The organism is Streptomyces sp. NBC_01241 (assembly GCF_041435435.1).
Taxonomy (GTDB): domain Bacteria; phylum Actinomycetota; class Actinomycetes; order Streptomycetales; family Streptomycetaceae; genus Streptomyces.
Window position 1 is genome coordinate 4298162 of record NZ_CP108494.1, and the last position, 18555, is coordinate 4316716.

Annotated in this window: 17 protein-coding genes; 10 read left to right on the plus strand and 7 right to left on the minus strand. The window is 67.2% G+C overall.

Annotated features, from left to right (window positions below):
- Positions 1-291: 291 nt before the first annotated feature.
- The 9 genes from rpmH to OG306_RS19125 all read left to right on the plus strand — a co-directional run bounded on the left by rpmH (position 292) and on the right by OG306_RS19125 (position 7179).
- The gene (gene rpmH / locus OG306_RS19085; RefSeq protein ID WP_030930485.1) at positions 292-429 is read left to right on the plus strand and encodes a 50S ribosomal protein L34; all 138 of its coding nucleotides are present in this window, start codon (positions 292-294) and stop codon (positions 427-429) included.
- Positions 430-447: 18 nt separating this feature from the next.
- On the plus strand, positions 448-819 hold the full coding sequence (gene rnpA, locus OG306_RS19090; RefSeq protein ID WP_266747316.1) for a ribonuclease P protein component: 372 nt from the start codon (positions 448-450) through the stop codon (positions 817-819).
- A complete protein-coding gene (gene yidD / locus OG306_RS19095) occupies positions 816-1175 on the plus strand; it encodes a membrane protein insertion efficiency factor YidD (RefSeq protein ID WP_266747317.1) in 360 nt (119 codons plus the stop codon). Before rnpA ends, yidD begins: the two co-directional genes overlap by 4 nt.
- A 3-nt stretch (positions 1176-1178) precedes the next feature.
- The gene (gene yidC / locus OG306_RS19100) at positions 1179-2438 is read left to right on the plus strand and encodes a membrane protein insertase YidC (protein ID WP_266747318.1); all 1260 of its coding nucleotides are present in this window, start codon (positions 1179-1181) and stop codon (positions 2436-2438) included.
- Between the two features lie 14 nt (positions 2439-2452).
- The gene (locus tag OG306_RS19105; RefSeq protein WP_114245516.1) at positions 2453-2962 is read left to right on the plus strand and encodes a protein jag; all 510 of its coding nucleotides are present in this window, start codon (positions 2453-2455) and stop codon (positions 2960-2962) included.
- 109 nt (positions 2963-3071) lie between these two features.
- Complete coding sequence (rsmG, locus tag OG306_RS19110; RefSeq protein ID WP_266747319.1) at positions 3072-3788, plus strand: 16S rRNA (guanine(527)-N(7))-methyltransferase RsmG; 717 nt, start codon at positions 3072-3074, stop codon at positions 3786-3788.
- A 293-nt stretch (positions 3789-4081) separates the two neighbouring features.
- A complete protein-coding gene (locus OG306_RS19115; protein WP_323184049.1) occupies positions 4082-5158 on the plus strand; it encodes a ParA family protein in 1077 nt (358 codons plus the stop codon).
- Positions 5155-6255: a ParB/RepB/Spo0J family partition protein gene (locus OG306_RS19120; protein WP_266747320.1), complete on the plus strand. Its 1101-nt coding sequence runs from the start codon at positions 5155-5157 to the stop codon at positions 6253-6255. The genes OG306_RS19115 and OG306_RS19120 overlap by 4 nt, the downstream gene beginning before the upstream one ends.
- A 306-nt stretch (positions 6256-6561) precedes the next feature.
- A complete protein-coding gene (locus OG306_RS19125; RefSeq protein ID WP_266747321.1) occupies positions 6562-7179 on the plus strand; it encodes a GNAT family N-acetyltransferase in 618 nt (205 codons plus the stop codon).
- 86 nt (positions 7180-7265) lie between these two features.
- Here OG306_RS19125 and trxA read toward each other — a convergent pair whose 3' ends face one another.
- The 7 genes from trxA to OG306_RS19160 form a co-directional block, all read right to left on the minus strand.
- Entirely contained in the window at positions 7266-7595 is a 330-nt protein-coding gene (trxA, locus tag OG306_RS19130) for a thioredoxin (protein ID WP_266747322.1), read from the minus strand.
- A 47-nt stretch (positions 7596-7642) separates the two neighbouring features.
- Positions 7643-8605 carry a thioredoxin-disulfide reductase gene (gene trxB, locus OG306_RS19135; protein WP_266747323.1) on the minus strand — a complete coding sequence of 321 codons (963 nt, stop codon included), beginning with the start codon at positions 8603-8605 and terminating at the stop codon, positions 7643-7645.
- A 134-nt stretch (positions 8606-8739) separates the two neighbouring features.
- Positions 8740-9696 carry an anti-sigma factor family protein gene (locus OG306_RS19140; protein ID WP_266906067.1) on the minus strand — a complete coding sequence of 319 codons (957 nt, stop codon included), beginning with the start codon at positions 9694-9696 and terminating at the stop codon, positions 8740-8742.
- Complete coding sequence (sigM, locus tag OG306_RS19145; protein WP_266747325.1) at positions 9693-10400, minus strand: RNA polymerase sigma factor SigM; 708 nt, start codon at positions 10398-10400, stop codon at positions 9693-9695. Before sigM ends, OG306_RS19140 begins: the two co-directional genes overlap by 4 nt.
- A 155-nt stretch (positions 10401-10555) precedes the next feature.
- Positions 10556-12268 (minus strand): protein kinase family protein, encoded by a 1713-nt coding sequence (locus tag OG306_RS19150; RefSeq protein ID WP_266906065.1) that lies wholly within the window; start codon positions 12266-12268, stop codon positions 10556-10558.
- Between the two features lie 126 nt (positions 12269-12394).
- Positions 12395-14560, minus strand: coding sequence for a murein biosynthesis integral membrane protein MurJ (gene murJ / locus OG306_RS19155; protein ID WP_266747327.1), 2166 nt, complete (start codon positions 14558-14560; stop codon positions 12395-12397).
- Between the two features lie 49 nt (positions 14561-14609).
- Positions 14610-16907 carry a DUF6049 family protein gene (locus tag OG306_RS19160; RefSeq protein ID WP_266747328.1) on the minus strand — a complete coding sequence of 766 codons (2298 nt, stop codon included), beginning with the start codon at positions 16905-16907 and terminating at the stop codon, positions 14610-14612.
- Between the two features lie 183 nt (positions 16908-17090).
- Between OG306_RS19160 and OG306_RS19165 the strand changes: the two genes are divergently transcribed.
- Entirely contained in the window at positions 17091-18533 is a 1443-nt protein-coding gene (locus OG306_RS19165; protein WP_266747329.1) for a CCA tRNA nucleotidyltransferase, read from the plus strand.
- Positions 18534-18555: the final 22 nt, after the last annotated feature.

Here is an 18555-nt window from a genome sequence, read left to right on the forward strand (position 1 = left end):
GAACCGGGGTTCAACCACGGTAGTCAGGCGGACCCGCGTGGTTCAAGTTGTTGTCCACAGCCTGTGCATAGCGCGGGGTGCGCTAGAGCTGGTTTGACCGGATGGTCTGGCCGCGCGTACCGTGGCCAGGTCGAGTTGTCGATGGCTGCTGCCGCCTGCCTCCGATGGGCAAAGATCACGATCTGTGATCGTGAAGCGGTGCACTAGAGCGTTTACGCGAGTCTCTCGTGGGCGCACGGTGACAGCCAGGCGATGTCCCGCCAACACACGAGTCATTTCTGGAGCCCCCGAGTGAGCAAGCGCACCTTCCAGCCGAACAACCGTCGTCGCGCGAAGACCCACGGCTTCCGGCTGCGGATGCGCACCCGTGCCGGCCGCGCGATTCTCGCGTCCCGCCGTGGCAAGGGTCGCGCCAACCTGTCCGCCTGATCGCTTACAGGTCATGACGTGCTGCCTACCGAGAATCGGCTGAGGCGGCGCGAGGACTTCGCGACCGCAGTACGTCGAGGACGCCGGGCCGGCCGCCCGCTACTCGTCGTTCATCTACGCAGCGGTGCAACGGACCCGCACGTGACTGGGGAGAGTGCTCCCCCGCCGCGTGCGGGTTTCGTTGTCAGCAAAGCTGTGGGTGGAGCGGTCGTACGCACAGCGGTGAAGCGCAGGCTTCGCCACTTGGTCCGCGAACGACTGGCCCTGCTGCCCCCCGGTAGCCTGGTTGTCGTACGAGCGTTGCCCGGAGCGGGTGACGCCGACCATGAACAGCTGGCCCGAGACCTGGATGCCGCTCTTCAGCGGCTGCTGGGAGGGGGCGCGCGATGAAGTACCCGCTGCTGGCTCTTATCAAGTTGTACCAGTGGACGATCAGCCCACTTCTCGGGCCTGTCTGCCGTTACTACCCGTCGTGTTCCCACTATGGATATACGGCGATCGACCGGCACGGAGCGATCAAGGGAACTGCGCTGACGGCCTGGCGCATCCTGCGGTGCAATCCGTGGTCACCCGGTGGCGTGGACCATGTTCCACCGCGCAAACGTCCGCGTTGGCACGAACTGCTGCGTACTGCCATACGCGGTGGCAAGGGCGGGGACTCCGCCGCTGATGTGCCTCCCGGGGGGTCGGTTTCCGAATCCCCGAGCCCGGCCGCAGAGACCTCGCCCAATGCTCAAGGAGCTTGATTAGTGGACACGATTGCCAGTCTGTTCAGCTTTATCACCTGGCCCGTTTCATGGGTCATCGTCCAGTTCCACAAGTTGTACGGAGCGATCTTCGGCGATGACACGGGCTGGGCCTGGGGCCTGTCCATCGTGTCCCTGGTGGTACTGATCCGGATCTGCCTGATCCCGCTTTTCGTTAAGCAGATCAAGTCGACCCGGAACATGCAGGTGCTCCAGCCGAAGATGAAGGCGATCCAGGAGCGCTACAAGAGCGACAAGCAGCGTCAGTCCGAAGAGATGATGAAGCTGTACAAGGAGACGGGCACCAACCCGCTCTCCTCGTGCCTTCCCATCCTGGCGCAGTCGCCGTTCTTCTTCGCCCTGTATCACGTGCTCTCGGCCATCGCCTCGGGCAAGACGATCGGTGTCATCGACCAGCCGCTGCTCGACAGCGCCCGTAAGGCACACATCTTCGGTGCTCCGCTCGCTGCCAAGTTCATGGACAGCGCGTCGGACGTCAGCGCTCTCGGTGCCTCTCTGCTCGATGTCCGGGTCGTCACCGCGGTCATGATCGTGATGATGTCGGCGTCGCAGTTCTTCACCCAGCGCCAGCTGATGACGAAGAACGTCGACCTGACGGTCAAGACGCCGTACATGCAGCAGCAGAAGATGCTGATGTACATCTTCCCGCTGATCTTCGCCGTCATGGGGATCAACTTCCCCGTCGGTGTCCTCGTCTACTGGCTGACCACCAACGTCTGGACCATGGGTCAGCAGATGTACGTGATCAACCAGAACCCGACCCCGGGCAGCAAGGCGCAGGACCAGTACCTGGGACGTCTGCTGAAGAGCGTCACCGCTCACGGTGAGGTGCGTGGCAGGACCAAGCGCAATACGGTCAAGCGGATCGTGTCCAAGGGTCCGGACCGTAACGACATCGAGCGGAAGTTCATCACGGGACTGGCCAAGCTGGGCCTCGCCGCCCAGGAAGACGGCACGGTGATCAAGAGCGACACGGCTGTTGCCGAGGCCGAGGGCGGAGCCGCGCAGCGGCGTCAGCAGCCCAAGCGGCAGACCAAGGCCCAGCGCCAGACCGCCGCCCAGCAGGCCAAGGAGGCCGGTTCTGCCGAGCCGGAGTCCAAGACCTCCCTGGACAAGCGGGACGCATCACAGGACGACGACAAGCCCAAGCCGGCGGGCAAGCCCGCGTCCGGCTCCTCACGCCAAGCCAAGTCCGGACAGCGCAAGGGTCCGCAGCGGCCCAAGCACCCGTCCAAGAAGTAAGAAGGAGTCCATCCGTGACGGAAGGCACCACCTCCACGGCCGCTGAGGGCAGCGACACCTTGACCCGCCTCGAGCAGGAGGGTGAGATCGCAGCGGATTACCTCGAGGGTCTGCTCGACATCGCCGATCTCGACGGCGACATCGACATGGACGTCGAGGCGGACCGGGCCGCGGTCTCGATCATCAGTGACTCGGCACGTGATCTGCAGAAGCTCGTGGGCCGCGACGGTGAGGTGCTGGAGGCGCTCCAGGAGCTGACGCGGCTTGCTGTGCACCGGGAGACCGGTGACCGCAGTCGTCTGATGCTGGACATTGCTGGGTTCCGGGCCAAGAAGCGGGCCGAGCTCGCCGAGCTGGGTGCCAAGGCCGCGGACGAGGTCAAGAGCACCGGTGAGCCGGTGAAGCTGGACCCGATGACGCCGTTCGAACGCAAGGTTGTGCACGATGCGGTTGCGGCCGCCGGTCTGCGCAGCGAGTCCGAGGGCGAGGAGCCGCAGCGCTTCGTCGTCGTTCTCCCGGCCTGACCAGACCCTTGTTCTGTCGGCCCCGTCTGTTCGCAGGCGGGGCCGATCTTTGTCAGCCTGATAGTCAGCCACCCACAGTGCGGTAGTGCGGTATGGAAGGACGGTTCCCGTGACGGCGGAAGTAGAGCTTCCCCAGGCGCCTGAAGGCGCGCGGGCGGTTTTCGGCGAGTTCTTCCCGGAGGCTGTCCGGTACGCGGAACTGCTGGCGGATGCTGGGGTGAAACGGGGACTGATCGGTCCACGTGAGGTACCGCGGCTTTGGGAGCGGCATCTGCTGAACTGTGCCGTGCTCTCCGAGGTCGTGCCCGAGGGCGTCACGGTCTGCGATGTGGGCTCTGGCGCGGGCCTTCCGGGTATTCCGCTCGCACTGGTGCGTCCGGACCTCAAGATCACCTTGTTGGAGCCCTTGCTGCGGCGGACGAATTTCCTTCAGGAGGTCGTCGAACTGTTGGGGCTGAGTCATGTGACGGTTGTGCGCGGTCGGGCCGAGGAGGTTCTGGGGACCCTTCAACCGGTTCACGTCGTTACGGCTCGGGCTGTGGCACCGCTCGACCGGCTGGCTGGCTGGGGCGTTCCGTTGCTGCGTCCGTACGGAGAGATGCTGGCGCTCAAGGGGGACACCGCCGAGGAGGAGATCGTCGGCGCGCGGGCGGCCTTGAGCAAGCTCGGTGTGGTGGAGACCGAGGTGCTGCATGTCGGCGAGGGCATCGTCGATCCGATGTCCACGGTGGTGCGAGTGGTGGTCGGGGAGAGTCCGGGCGGTGTGAGGTTCGCCGCAAAGAGGGCCAAGGCCGCGAGGGCGAGCCGTACGAGGCGCCGTCGCTGACACGCTCCGGCCACGTTGCGGAATCAGCCGGTACATGCAGTTTGCGCCGCCTGTTGGTGATGCTCCCGGTAAGTAGTCGTATGTGCCCCACGCGGAGTGTCGTGCCCCCGTAGTTACGCTGCGGGGGCATCGTGTTTCACGTGAAACGTCGCTCTCTGCTGCATGGGATCATCAGCCGCGGTCGTGCGGCTGCCGCGCCGCGGCATCGCAAGCCCGTTAGAGCTATGGAGTTGTCCACAGAAGTGGATTCATCCACAGAAGAGCGGGCCTCGCTGGTTCACGACCCCGAAAGCATGGCAGGCTCTGTGCATTGTGAGCCTGAAGTCGAGGAGAGTGAATCCTTGCGGTCCGACGCCAACATCGCGGGACCGATGACCGACCCGGTCCCCGGTCCCCGAACCGAATCGGCGGAGGAGGGTGTTTCACGTGAAACACCGCCGCCGATGGATGACACACCCATCGGTCGCGCGGCCCAGCTGGCGGTCGAGGCCCTAGGCCGCGCTGGCGAGGGCCTGCCCCGTCCTGACCGGACGCGCGTCATGGTGGTGGCCAATCAGAAGGGTGGAGTGGGCAAGACGACCACGACGGTCAACCTTGCAGCTTCGCTAGCGCTTCACGGCGCACGTGTTCTGGTGGTGGACCTCGACCCGCAGGGGAATGCCTCTACGGCTCTGGGTATCGATCACCATGCCGAGGTTCCCTCCATCTATGACGTCCTGGTGGAGAGTCGGCCGCTCTCCGAGGTGGTTCAGCCTGTTCCGGACGTCGAAGGCCTCTTCTGCGCACCCGCCACGATCGATCTCGCCGGTGCGGAGATCGAGCTGGTGTCGCTGGTGGCGCGGGAGAGTCGACTGCAGCGGGCGATCCAGGCGTATGAGCAGCCGCTGGACTACATTCTGATCGACTGCCCGCCCTCGCTCGGCCTGCTGACGGTCAACGCCCTGGTCGCCGGCGCCGAGGTGCTGATCCCCATTCAGTGCGAGTACTACGCGCTGGAGGGGCTGGGGCAGTTGCTGCGGAATGTGGACCTGGTGCGGGGGCATCTCAACCCCGACCTTCATGTGTCCACGATTCTGCTCACCATGTATGACGGAAGAACCAGGCTCGCTTCGCAGGTCGCGGAGGAGGTGCGCAGTCACTTCGGTAAGGAGGTGCTGCGGACGAACATTCCGCGGTCGGTGCGGATTTCGGAGGCACCGAGCTACGGGCAGACCGTGCTGACCTATGACCCGGGTTCGAGCGGGTCGCTTTCGTACCTCGAAGCTGCGCGTGAGATCGCGTTGCGGGGTGTCGGGGTGCAGTACGAGGCCCAGCATGCCCACACGGGCAGCGGGAACAGCCAGCAGAGCATTTCGGAGGGGATCCAGTGAGTGAGCGCCGAAGAGGGTTGGGGCGTGGGCTAGGTGCCCTGATCCCCGCCGCTCCGCAGGAGAAGCAGATGCCGTCCGCGGGGGCGGGATCGGCCTCTTCCGGGGCGGGTCCGGTGATGACGGCAGAGCGGGGGGTGGCCGCTGCGAAGGTGGCCACTCTTGCGTCCGCTCCGGTTGTGCCGGAGCCGAGTGCGCCGGTTTCGGAGCCCGAGGCGTCCGCAGCATCGGTGGGAGCCGCAGGGGCGTACTTTGCCGAGGTTCCTCTCGGCTCCATCACCCCTAATCCGCGTCAGCCCCGTGAGGTGTTCGACGAGGATGCCCTTGCCGAATTGGTCACCTCCATCAAGGAGGTGGGCCTTCTCCAGCCCGTTGTCGTGAGGAAGACGGGTCCGGAGCGCTATGAGCTCATCATGGGTGAGCGGCGCTGGAGGGCGTGCCGTGAGGCGGGTCTGGAGCGGATCCCGGCGATCGTCCGGGCCACGGACGACGAGAAGCTGCTCCTGGACGCACTTCTGGAGAACCTTCACCGGGCTCAGCTGAATCCGTTGGAGGAGGCGGCCGCCTATGACCAGTTGCTCAAGGACTTCAAGTGCACGCATGACCAGTTGGCGGACCGGATCGGGCGGTCCCGTCCGCAGGTGTCCAACACACTGCGTCTGCTGAGGCTTTCGCCTCCAGTGCAGCGCAGGGTCGCGGCCGGGGTCTTGTCGGCGGGGCATGCGCGGGCACTGTTGTCCGTGGATGACTCGGAGGAGCAGGACAGGCTGGCGCATCGCATTGTGGCCGAGGGGCTCTCTGTGCGGGCGGTCGAAGAGATCGTGACCCTCATGGGGTCCAGGCCGACGAGTCCTGCCAAGTCCAAGGGGCCGCGGGCCGGTGGACGGGTGTCGCCGGCGTTGTCCGATCTTGCTTCCCGGCTCTCGGACCGCTTCGAGACCAGAGTGAAGGTCGACCTCGGGCAGAAGAAGGGAAAGATCGTCGTCGAGTTCGCGTCCATGGAGGATCTGGACCGCATTCTCGGCAGTCTGGCACCGGGCGAGGGGCGGGTGCTGGACCGGGAACCGTCTGAGAACCCTGCCGAGGACGACGAGGGCTGATCTCTGCCGGATGAGTGTTGGGGTGGGCTGTGTTCCGATGGATACCGGAACACAGCCCACCCTTTGCTTTCTCTCGGTATCGGCTTCATCCGTGGGTGGATACGATGCGTTCTGGTATGGCACATCCGTTCTGAGCCACCTCGGTGGGGGGAGGGCCATGCGATCAGTGAGCCACTGCCGACGGGTGGCAGTGGGGCTGGGCCTGGGGGCCGCCGTCGGAGGGTTCGCCGGCAGTCTGCTCCTGGAACGGAGTGCACTGACGGCCGCACACGATGCGGCGGGCGAAGGAAGCGAGGAACAGCTTTCATGGGGCGCCGGCTCGTACCGCTCACACTGGACAATCTTTCCGATCTCCCGAAGCGCTGCCGCTCGTGTGTCTTCTGGGAGCTTGATCCGGTCAGCGGCGAAGCTGCAGTAAAGGCGGGAACGTCCGAGCTGGAGAAAGAGTCATGGATTTCGGCCGTTCTGCTGGAGTGGGGTTCGTGCGGTCGCGTCGTCCACGTCGACGATGTGCCGGTGGGCTTCGTTCTGTACGCACCACCGGCCTATGTACCGCGTTCGACTGCCTTTCCTACGAGCCCCGTCTCCCCCGATGCCGTGCAGCTGATGACTGCCTGGATCATGCCGGGGTACCAGGGGCAGGGGCTGGGCCGGGTCATGGTGCAGACCGTCGCCAAGGACCTGCTGCGTCGGGGATTCAAGGCGATTGAGGCTTTCGGCGATGCCCGGTGGACGGAGCCTGCCTGCGTGCTTCCCGCGGATCATCTCCTCGCGGTCGGCTTCAAGACCGTACGGCCGCATCTTGTCCATCCGCGGCTGCGACTCGAACTGCGGACGGCGCTCTCGTGGAAGGAAGACGTCGAGCTGGCACTGGATCGATTGCTGGGTGCTGTCCAGAAGGAACCGGCGCTGCGGCCGCTGTGATCCGAACGAACATGACCACGTGAAACGGGTCCATCCCCTGCCAGGGGATGGACCCGTTTCACGTGAAACATCGAACCACGGCTCTTCTAGCTGATGAAGCCTTCGAGGTCGCGGAGGAGTGCGGCCTTCGGCTTGGCTCCGACGATGGTCTTGGCGACCTCGCCGTCCTTGTAGACGTTCAGGGTCGGGATGGACATGACGCCGTACTTGGCGGCCGTGGCCGGGTTCTCGTCGATGTTGAGCTTGACGATCTCGATCTCGTCGCCGTGCTCGGCAGCGATGGCTTCCAGGGAGGGTGCGATCTGGCGGCACGGACCGCACCAGGCGGCCCAGAAGTCCACCAGTACCGGCTTCTCGCTCTTCAGGACTACCTCGTCGAAGGAGTCGTCGGTCACGTTCTTCAGGTCGCCGGCCACGGCGGCCTCCTTAACTTCTTAGGGGTGTGTGGGGTGAGAGACGTGAGTCAGACGGTGGCTGCGGCGGCCTTCTCGTCGTCGGCGAGCGCAGCGAGGAAGCGCTCGGCGTCGAGAGCGGCCGAGCAGCCGGTGCCGGCAGCGGTGATGGCCTGTCGGTAGGTGTGGTCGACGACATCACCGGCGCCGAAGACGCCGGTCGCGTTGGTGCGCGTGGAGGGGGCATCGACCTTGAGGTAGCCCTCGTCGTCGAGTTCGAGCTGCCCCTTGAAGAGCTCGGTGCGCGGGTCGTGGCCCACTGCGATGAACAGACCGGTTACCGCGAGCTCGGACGTCGCGCCGGTCTTGGTGTTCCGAAGGGTCAGGCCGGACAGCTTCTGCTCGCCCTGGATTCCCGCGACCTCGCTGTCCCAGGCGAACTTGATCTTCGGGTCGGCGAAGGCGCGGTCCTGCATGGCCTTGGAGGCACGCAGCGAGTCACGGCGGTGGACGATGGTGACGGACTTGGCGAAGCGGGAGAGGAAGGTTGCTTCCTCCATCGCGGTGTCGCCGCCGCCGACCACTGCGATGTCCTGGTCCTTGAAGAAGAATCCGTCACAGGTCGCGCACCAGGAGACGCCGCGGCCGGAGAGGGCGTCTTCGTTGGGCAGGCCCAGCTTGCGGTGCTGGGAGCCGGTCGTCACGATGACGGCCTTGGCGCGGTGCACCGTGCCGGCGGTGTCGGTGACCGTCTTGATGTCGCCGGTGAGGTCCACGGAGATGACATCGTCGGGGACGAGCTCGGCGCCGAAGCGCTCGGCCTGGGCGCGCATGTTGTCCATGAGGTCAGGGCCCATGATCCCGTCCGGGAAGCCCGGGAAGTTCTCCACGTCGGTGGTGTTCATCAGAGCACCGCCGGCGGTGACGGCGCCCTCGAACACCAGCGGCTTCAGCGAGGCGCGTGCGGTGTAAAGGGCGGCCGTGTAGCCCGCGGGGCCGGAGCCGATGATGATCACATTACGGACGTCGCTCACGGGTTTCTTCCTCGTCTCTGCAGACTGCCTACTGTCCACGCCTGATGGGGTCGGTTCAACGACTCTCACCCAACCCAACGGATCCTACGGGGGATGCATTCCCGACGTGCCGGGGCGGCGTTCCGGCCTGATTCTCAGGGGCGCGCGTAGGCGTGGATCAGCAGTAGTTTCGCTTTGGTGGCGGGCTTTTCCCGGACGCAGGCGGCGTCGACGACATACGCCTGGACGCGGGTCGCGTCGGAGGGGTGCGGCAGGACGACGAGGAAGGCGTCCGTGCCCTCGTAGGTGCCTTCTTCCACGGCGAGGGCCGCGGTCTTCCGTCCGATGCCCTGCTCCACACAGAGCGGGACGGACACGACGGGCGCACGCAACGGCGTTCGGGGTGACTCGGATCCGGGAGAGTCGTTCCTGGGCGTCGACTGGCTGTCGACGGAAGGCGATGCCTGCTTCTCGGCGTCGGTTCCGTCCGGACCCGATGATTTTGTGCCGGCACTCAGAAGAAGTGTCTGGACCTGGCCTTCGAGGGTGGACGGCGTGAAGGTTCCTGTGCGCTTTGCTGTGGAGCTGGAGCCGTGGTCCGTTGCCTTGAGGCTGGCATCCTCCTGGGACGACTGGACGTTCTGCAGCATGAAGACGCTCACGCCGACCACGGCCGCGCCGAGGGCGGTGCCGAGCACGGCGGTGCGGCGGCGGCGCCGGGCCGACCGGCGGCCGGGTCCGGTGTTCGCCCGGGGATGCCCGGCAGGGCGGTCCGAGAGACTGGGCTCCGCGTCCGGCTTCTGCGCGATGGAAGGTTCTGTTTCACGTGAAACATGCGGCACTGCGCCGATGGGCGCCGTGGTGCTGAGAGCCTCGGCGGCGAGCGCGGTGTCAAGGCGGTCCACGACATCGTCGGGCATGTGCTGGGGTGCGGGCACGGTGCCGAGCAGCTCGCGGATCTCCACGAGTGAGGCATGGACATCGCCGCAGAGCTCGCAGTCGTCCACATGGCCCCGTACCTCTGCCGCACGTGACGGCGGCAGCAGCCCCTCCGTGAGATCGGAGATCTCCGAGACATCCGGGTGCTGGGTCGTTTCGGTCGTTGATGTCATGCGCGCCCACCTCCGCCCTTCACTGCAGCAGGATCGTCGCTTGTCCCCGCGTCCCTCGGCCCCGGTGCGGATGGGACGGATGCGCGCGGCGTCCGGTTCCTTGCCACGGCGGGTTCCTCGGCTCCTGCGTCCTCACTGCGTAGGTGGGTGAGCAGAGGAGCCAGCCGGGCTCTGCCCCGCGCGCAGCGGCTCTTCACGGTGCCTGTCGGTACGTCGAGGACGCGTGCCGCCTCCGCCACGGGGTAGCCCTGCATGTCCACGAGGACCAGGGCGGCGCGCTGCTCCGCGGGGAGAGTGGCCAGTGCGGCCAGGAGCTCGCGGTGCAGGTCCCGGCGCTCCGCCGGGGCCTCCGCGGACTCGTGCGGTTCGAGTAGCTGGTCGAACCGTTCGGTGTCATCGACCGGCGAGGTCTTGCGGGTGGCCGCCTTGCGGACCCGGTCGAGGCAGGCATTGACGGTGATGCGGTGCAGCCAGGTGGTGACGGCGGACTGGCCACGGAAGGTGTGGGCGGCCCGGAAGGCGGAGACCAGCGCGTCCTGGACGGCGTCGGCGGCTTCCTCACGATCGCCCAGGGTCCGCAGTGCCACGGCCCACAGCCGGTCGCGGTGGCGTCGTACGAGCTCGCCGAAGGCGTCGGGTTCACCGGCCACATGGCGAGCGAGGAGGTCTGAGTCGCTGAGTGGTTCCGACGGCTCGGCGGCCACCTCCCCTCCCTCCCTCTCTGCGTCAAGGTGCGTCTGTCTATCACGATTCGAGTGGGCAGGGGCAGAGGGCGGAAGCCGAACAGTACGAGATCGACAGGCCGGCCCGGACGGTGCGCGAAAGGCCGGTGGGAGCGGGCTCCCACCGGCCTTTCGCGTCAGCCGAGTACCGAGATCTCCGAGATGCCGCCACGGAAGCCGTCGGACGTCCCGTCCGACGGCAGCTCCATGATGTGGATCAGCACGTAGCGGGTCCGTACGGGCTTGGCGAGGGATTCCTTCAGTTCGCTCCCCACCGTCGCGAGCTTGGTGAGGCGCTGAGGGAAGTCCGAGAGGGACGACGGGGCCGATGCGTTCGCATCGGCCGCGAGTGCTTCGACCTTCTGCCCGCTGCGGTACATCTCGACCTTGATGCCGTTGACGTCCTGGACACTGCCCAGATCGACGACTATGCCGCTGCCGTCCCGGCGGTTCGAGATGTTGCCGAAGTTGGCGTAGCCCTTGTAGCGGTAAGTGATCCAGGCAGTACTCGCATCGCCGTCGATGGCCTTAGGCGCGTCCTCCGGCTTCATCCCCGAACCGCTGGGCATGAACTCCGTCGCACCGGTTATCCGCAGCGGCTTGAGCGGGGCCGGAGGCTTGTTGTCGTCGTTCTCCGGGGTCGTCTGCGTGGTGTCGTCGTTTCCCGAGTCCTTGCTGAGGAGCGTCTCGGCGAGCTGCCAGCTGCCGAGGCCCAGTGCGGCGATGAGTAGCGCGGATACCGCCCACTTGAGGACCTTGCCGGTGCGGCTCTGGAGCGGGGCCGGGGGCACGGCGATCACCGGCTGCGTAGTGACACCGGGGCCGGCGGGCGGGCGCCCGTAGGTGCCCTGCTGGTAGGTCGTGCGCTGGTACTCCGGGGGCGCAGTGAAGGTGGGCTCCGGAGGGCGGATACGGGGCATCGCAGCGACGGCCTTGGCCAGTTCGTCCGGGGTGGTGCACGGCTGCTCCTGCCGGGAGGCAGTGGCGCCGTCATTGACGAGTGCGCGCATGGCGATCTCGGACAGGCCACGGTGGACACCGGCCCGTACCTGGTCCGGCGCGATCAGCCCCACACCCTTGGGCAGGCCGGACAGACCGTAGGCATCGGTCTCGTACGGCCAGCGCTGGGTCAGTGCGGCGTAGAGCAGGGCGCCGATCGCCTCGGTGTCCGCGCGCTGCGGGCCGTCGGCGGTGATACCCCTCAGTGCGGCGTTCACGGCGAGGCCGCGGATCCGGTACTGCCCGGTCGAGCTGCGCAGCACCGCGCCCGGGGTCAGCCTCAGATGCGCGAGACCCTCGCGGTGCGCGGCGGCCATGGCCTGGGAGACCTGGCTGACGAGCTGGTACGCGTCGTGCGCCTCCATCGGCCCCGCGGTCAGCAGCGAGGTGAGCTCGGTGGCGTCGGGAAGCCACTCGTGGACGACGTAGACGAGGTCGTCCTCCTCGACCGCGTCGAGCACCTGCACGAAGCGCGGATCGCCGAGCAGCGCGGAGGAGCGGGCCGCGGCCAGCACCGAGCGGGCTCGGGGGTGGTCGGCGGGCAGCAGATGGACGCCGACCGCGCGGCGCAGTTTCTCATCGACAGCGCGCCAGCTGCTGAACCCGTCCAGACGGGTGACGCACTCTTCGAGTCGGTAACGTCTGGCCAGTTTGTGCCCGCTGTGCAGATCAGGGGTCGGCAGAGTGGCCTCGGGGCTGATGCGCTCACCGTCCGTGTCCTGAGGCTCGTTGCCCGTTGTGTCCTGAGCTTTCGCCGTCCCGTCGGTCGTGGCCTCGTCCGCCTTGGCGGCCAGCGGTTCATCACCGCTGTTGTCGGCCACGTCGACGGCAGCCGTGCTACGTTCCGCCACCGTCGTTCCTGCCTCCCCATCCGTTGCGCGATGCCAGCCAGCCCTGCACAGTCACGCCAATTGTGCCCACACTCCGGCGTTATGCACGACACGCAAGGAGCGGTGATGGTTGTGCGGCTGTGATCCTCAGCGCCCGAGCCGCCCTCGGACCATGCCGACCATGCCGTTGATCTCTTCGATCCGCATCCGCTTGGCGGCGACGAAGAAGACGCCCAGCAGAACGGCCCCACCGCAGATCAGCGCGACGAGTGAGCCGAAGGCGCTTTCACCGAGGCCCATGAGAACAGCGAAGCCGACGCCGCCGCCGAGCGCCGCTGCCGGGATGGCGGCCAGGCACAGGCGGGCGTAGGTGCGGACGACGTGGGCGCCGTCCAGATCGCCGCCCAGCCGGTTGCGCAGCCGTCGCCACGCGATGCCCACGCCGACGGCGTAGGCGAGTCCGTACGCGGCAGCCATGCCGACCACGGCCCACTGCGCCGGCAGGATTACGTAGCAGAGAGCCGAGGCGGCCGCGTTGACCGCGGCGACGATGACCGTGTTGTAGAAGGGCGTCCGGGTGTCCTCGTAGGCATAGAAGCCTCGCAGCACCACGTACTGCACGGAGTACGGGATCAGGCCGAGACCGAATGCCATGAGGATGAAGCCCATGGACCGGGCCGCTTCGGTACCCGCGGAGGCATACAGCAGGGTGCACATCGGCAGGCCGAGGGCGAGGAACATGAAGGCCACCGGCACGATCGCCACGGCTGAGTTCCGCAGGCCCTGGGAGATGTCGTCGCGGACGGCGCCCGGGTCGTCGTCGTGGGCGGCGCGGGAGATGCGGGGCAGCAAGGCCGCCATGACCGACACGGTGATGATCGCCTGCGGCATGCCCCAGATGAGCTGAGCGTTGGAATAGGCAAGGAAACCGGTGCCGTCCTTGCCGGACAGTTTGCCCGCCGATGTCGCGAGCTGGGTGACGACGATTACGCCTGCCTGGTTGGCCAGCACGAACAGGACGGTCCACTTGGCCAGCTTGATCGTCTTGCCGAGCCCGTGTCCCTTCCAGTCGAAGCGCGGCCGGAAGCGGAAGCCGGCCTCGCGCAGGTACGGGATCATGGCCAGGGCCTGGACGATCAGGCCGAGCAGCGTGCCGATGCCCAGCAGCCGGACGCCCTCCGGCGGGATTGTCTGAACCCCCATCTGGGATTCGGCGGAGGTGCCGTAGACCCAGATGAACATGCCGAACGTGAAGATCATGACGATGTTGTTGAGGACCGGGGTCCACATCATCGCGCCGAACCTGCCGCGGGCGTTGAGGATCTGGCCCATCACGACATGCACGCCCATGAAGAAGATGGTGGGCAGGCAGTACCGGGCGAACGTCACGGCGACGCTGTTGGCGGCCGTGTCCCCGGCGATCGTGGGCGACATCATGTGGATCAGCCACGGAGCGGCGAAGACCGCGAGCGCGACGATCACACCGAGCGCGACCATCACCAGCGTCAGCAGACGGTTGGCGTAGGCCTCGCCGCCGTCCTCGTCGTCCTTCATGGATCGCACGAGCTGGGGAACGAAGACCGAGTTCAGCCCGCCACCGACGGTGAGGATGTAAATCATCGTCGGCAGGGTGTACGCGATGGTGAAGCTGTCGCCGAGAAGTGCCGCACCGAGCGCGGCGGTGATCACGAGGCTGCGGACGAATCCGGTGAGCCGGGACACGAGCGTGCCGGCCGCCATCACCGCACTGGACTTCAGCACGCCGGAGGCCCGGCCGCCGGACTTGGGCGGTGCGGGCGCCGGGGCCGGGGCAGGCTCGGGCTCGGCCGGGACGGGGGAGGGGCCTGCCGGGCCCTCCTGGTCCCGGAACAGGTGGGCGAAGGCGTCAGGCTGTTCACGGTCGTGGGATGCCTGGCTGACGAGATCGTCGACCCCGACGAACTGGGTGGTCGCCGGGTTGTCGCCGTACGGCAGGTGCCGCGACGGTCCGTCGGGCTCGGGGGGTGGGGTCTGTGCCCAGATACGCGGGTCGGGCGGGTACTGCGCCGCGGGCGGCTGCTGGTAGAGCGGCTGGGGCTGCTGGTAGGTGCCAGGGGGCGGCGGCGGGTGCGCGGCGCGGTCGTACAGCGCCTCGGTCACCGGATCCTGGACGGACAGGTCCTGGGCCCGGTAGGGATCGTAGGCGTACGCGGACTGCAGGTACGGATCGCGCGTCGGCGGAACCTGGTCCGGTGCGGGAGGGACCGGAGGCCCACCGGAAGACCCGGCTCCGCCCGCACCCTGACCGCGGTCATCGTCGTACGGCGCGTTCATCGAAACCCCACCTCATCGTCCCCGGCCGACCGGCCACGACAGACATCGCTCAACGTTCCACTTTCTCACCCGGGCCCGACGGTGCCCCGCTTTCCGGACCGGTGTCCGGCGTCGGGTCACTCGGCTGCTCGGGATCGCTGCCGTCGCCGCCGGCCGCACCACCGGCGTTGGCCCGCTTGCGCCGGGTGTACATCTTGATGCCTGCGAGGACCAGAAGCAGCAGCCCGCCGGCGATCACCAGCAGCACGGTCGGGGTGAGCTCGGAGACCTTCACGGTGAAGGTCATCTCTCCGCCGTACGGCGTGCCGTCCTCGGTGTAGAGCTGTGCGGTCATCTGCACCTGACCGTTGATGTTGGCCGCGGCGTCGAACTTCACGGACTGGCTGTGCCCGCCGGCGATCCGGATCGGCTGCTCCGCCACGGCCCCGCCGTTGTTCAGCTTGAGCCGGGTCGCGTTCTCCGACTTCAGCCGGAGGACCAGGTGGTCCACGCCCTGCAACAGCCTGTTCTGCACGGTCACCGGGATCGTCGCGCTGCGGCCGGACAGGGTGACGTCCGACTTCGAGATGAGCTGTACCTCGTTGATCAGACCCTGCAGGTAGGTGCGTACCGAGTCCCTGTACTGCTGGGCCTCCAGCGGCCGGCCGCGCCACGACGTCGACATGGACCGGTTGACTGCGTTGCCGAAGGGGGTCACCACGCGCTCCGGCCGGGCAAGGATGACCTGGAAGTTGTTGAGCGAGGCCTGGGTGGACTTGATGTCCTGGAACGCCTGGGTGGGCAGCTCCTGGCTGCGGAGCCGCTTCGGGTACTTGGAGGAGCCGGGGATGCTGGTCGTCGCGTCCGCGTCGGGCTTCGCCTCGGCCGCGTCGACGAGCCCGAGGGGCTGGGTCCAGCGTTCGTCGTCGAGGGAGTGCAGAGCGGCGGCCATCGACTGGGCCTGGGCGACCGTCGGCATCCGCTGCGGCGCGACGACGATGCTCCGTTCCTCGTCCGTGTCCTGCTCGGTCAGGGCGAGGGTCTGCGCGAGGAACTTCTGTACGGCGAGGGTGGACTTCCCCGCCTTCGACATATCGCCCTGGAAGGCCGTGGAGAGCCGGGCGTCGGCGACGACGGCGGTGGTACCACCGCCGATGGGACGGGCCGAGGTCGGCGTGTACGGGAGACTGCCGGTCTCCTGGAGGCTGTCGCTGCGGGCGATCACGTTGTGTGCGCCGGCCGAGGTGGCCACGTCGACGATCGACGGATCCACCGCCCCGTCGACGGGCCACGCGAAGTCGGTCGACGGCTTCACATGCAGGATGGTCTGCACCGTCGTCCCGGCCACATCCGTGGCGGTCTGCAGGTGGCCGAGGGTGCCCGATACGTTCTTGCCACGGTGTGCGAGGGACGCCAGATCGGGATCGGCGAACGGCAGCGCGACGACCTTTCCGTCCGACACCGCGGCTTCCAGCGAGGTCAGCCACTTCTTGGCGACGGCCTGGTTCTTCCCGGCGACGGTGGTGTCGCCGGACTTCACGCGGTAGTTCCGTGCCATCGCGTCGACGCTGGCCAGCAGATCCGGGTCGATGACCCATGTCACAGGCAGCTGGCTGCCCAGCGAGACCAGCTGTTCCAGGCGCCCGCCCGGCGCGAGTTCGGCGGCCAGGTCGTCATTCGCGAACACGGGTGTCTGCTGATCGTCGGAGCCCGTTTCGGCGGTGACGTGGGGCGACGCGATGAGCGGCCAGAGATAGGTGACCTTCGTCCTGGAGTCACGCTCCTCCTCCTGCCAGGGCAGGAAGGTGCGCTGGATCCCCAGCACGTGGTCGTACCGGGCCCGGGAGGTCTGCCCCGACAGCGAGACACCGAGCTGGTAGACGCCGTCGTCGCCGAGCCCCAGCTTGTCGACCGGGACGGACAGCGTGAAGTCCTGGCTGATTCCGGAAGAAAGCTTCGCGAACCTCACCGTGTACTTGCCGCCGAGCGGGGCGGGGTCGCTGCCGGGGACGTAGCCGGTGCGCTTGGCCGCGGCGTCGATCGACATCCTGCCGTAGAGCCTCGGCCCCACTCGCAGGTCGACCTCCGCTTGCGTGATCGTCTCCTTGCCCCTGTTGGTCACGGTGCCGGAGACAGTCAGCGTGTCCCCCTTCACCGGTGCGCTCGGAGCGAGAGTGTCCAGGGACACATCGACCGTCTCGGAGCCGGTGGGGGCCTTGGCGGTCCCACCGGCCTGCGCGGCGGACGCGGTCGGTCCGGCCAGCAGCACGGCGACGAGCGGCGCCCCGATGATCGTGGCGGCTGTGCGCCGCAGCCACCGGCGGGCAGGAGAGGGACCGATCCCCTGAATGTCTGCCGCCTCGGCCACGCGCCTACCCGTCCCTCGTCGTCGTCAGCTGGTGTCGATGGTTGTCGGTTGCTGCGTCCCCGCATGGTAACGATGTGCGCGAGTGCCAAGTGCTGGGGAGTCCGCTACGTGATCGGAAGAGTCTCGCAGGGCGGGACGAAACCAGGACGACCGGGCCGGTCCGGGCACGTACCCTTTTCTGTTGTGTCGAACGCCAATGAAGACAGCTCCCGTGCCCTGACCCAGGTGCAGCACCGCGCAGTCAGCGAACTACTGCGGGTGTCACCGGTCGCCGACGATCTCGCACGCCGTTTCCAGGATGCCGGATTCACTCTCGCTCTGGTCGGCGGCTCGGTCCGGGACGCGCTTCTCGGCAGGCTCGGGAACGACCTGGACTTCACGACGGACGCCCGGCCCGAGGCCGTACTGAAGATCGTCCGGCCGTGGGCCGACTCGGTGTGGGAGGTCGGGATCGCCTTCGGCACCGTGGGTGCCCAGAAGGACGGCTACCAGATCGAAGTCACCACATACAGATCGGAGGCGTACGACAGGACCTCACGCAAGCCCGAGGTGTCCTACGGCGACTCCATCGAGGAAGACCTCGTCCGTCGTGACTTCACGGTCAATGCCATGGCCGTCGCGCTGCCGCAGAAGGACTTCGTCGACCCTCATGGCGGTCTTGAGGACCTGGCCCGCCGCGTGCTGCGCACCCCCGGAACGCCGGAGGAATCCTTCTCCGACGATCCGTTGCGCATGCTGCGTGCTGCTCGCTTCGCCGCGCAGCTGGACTTCGACGTCGCCCCCGACGTGGTCACGGCGATGACGGAAATGGCCGGGCGTCTCGAGATCGTCTCCGCCGAGCGGGTCAGGGAGGAGCTCAATAAGCTGCTGCTCTCCGCCAACCCTCGCAAGGGTCTGGCACTGCTCGTCGGTACGGGTCTGGCACAGCAGGTACTGCCGGAGCTCCCCGCACTGCGTCTGGAAAGTGACGAGCATCACCGGCACAAGGATGTCTACGAGCACTCGCTGACCGTCCTGGAGCAGGCGATCGACCTGGAGGAGGACGGGCCCGATCTGGTTCTGCGCCTTGCCGCTCTCCTCCACGACATCGGCAAGCCCAGGACGCGGCGCTTCGAGAAGGATGGGCGCGTCTCGTTCCATCACCACGAGGTGGTGGGCGCCAAGATGACCAAGAAGCGGCTGACCGCGCTCAAGTACTCCAACGACACGGTCAAGGACGTCTCGAAGCTCGTGGAGCTTCACCTGCGTTTCCATGGTTACGGCGACGGCGAGTGGACCGACTCCGCGGTGCGCCGCTATGTGCGTGATGCGGGCCCGCTGCTGGAGCGGCTGCACAAGCTGACCCGCTCGGACTGCACCACGCGGAACAAGCGGAAAGCTGCCGCCCTCTCGCGGACCTATGACGGGCTCGAGGAGCGCATTGCGCAGCTGCGGGAGCAGGAGGAGCTGGATGCCGTCCGGCCCGACCTGGACGGCAACGAGATCATGAAGACGTTGGGTGTCGGTCCCGGGCCGGTGATCGGCAAGGCCTACGCGTTCCTGCTGGAGCTGCGGCTGGAGCACGGGCCGATGGAACACGATGTGGCGGTCGAGAAGCTCAAAACGTGGTGGGCCGCGCAGGGCTGAGGCGGCTGAGGCCTGATCGGTC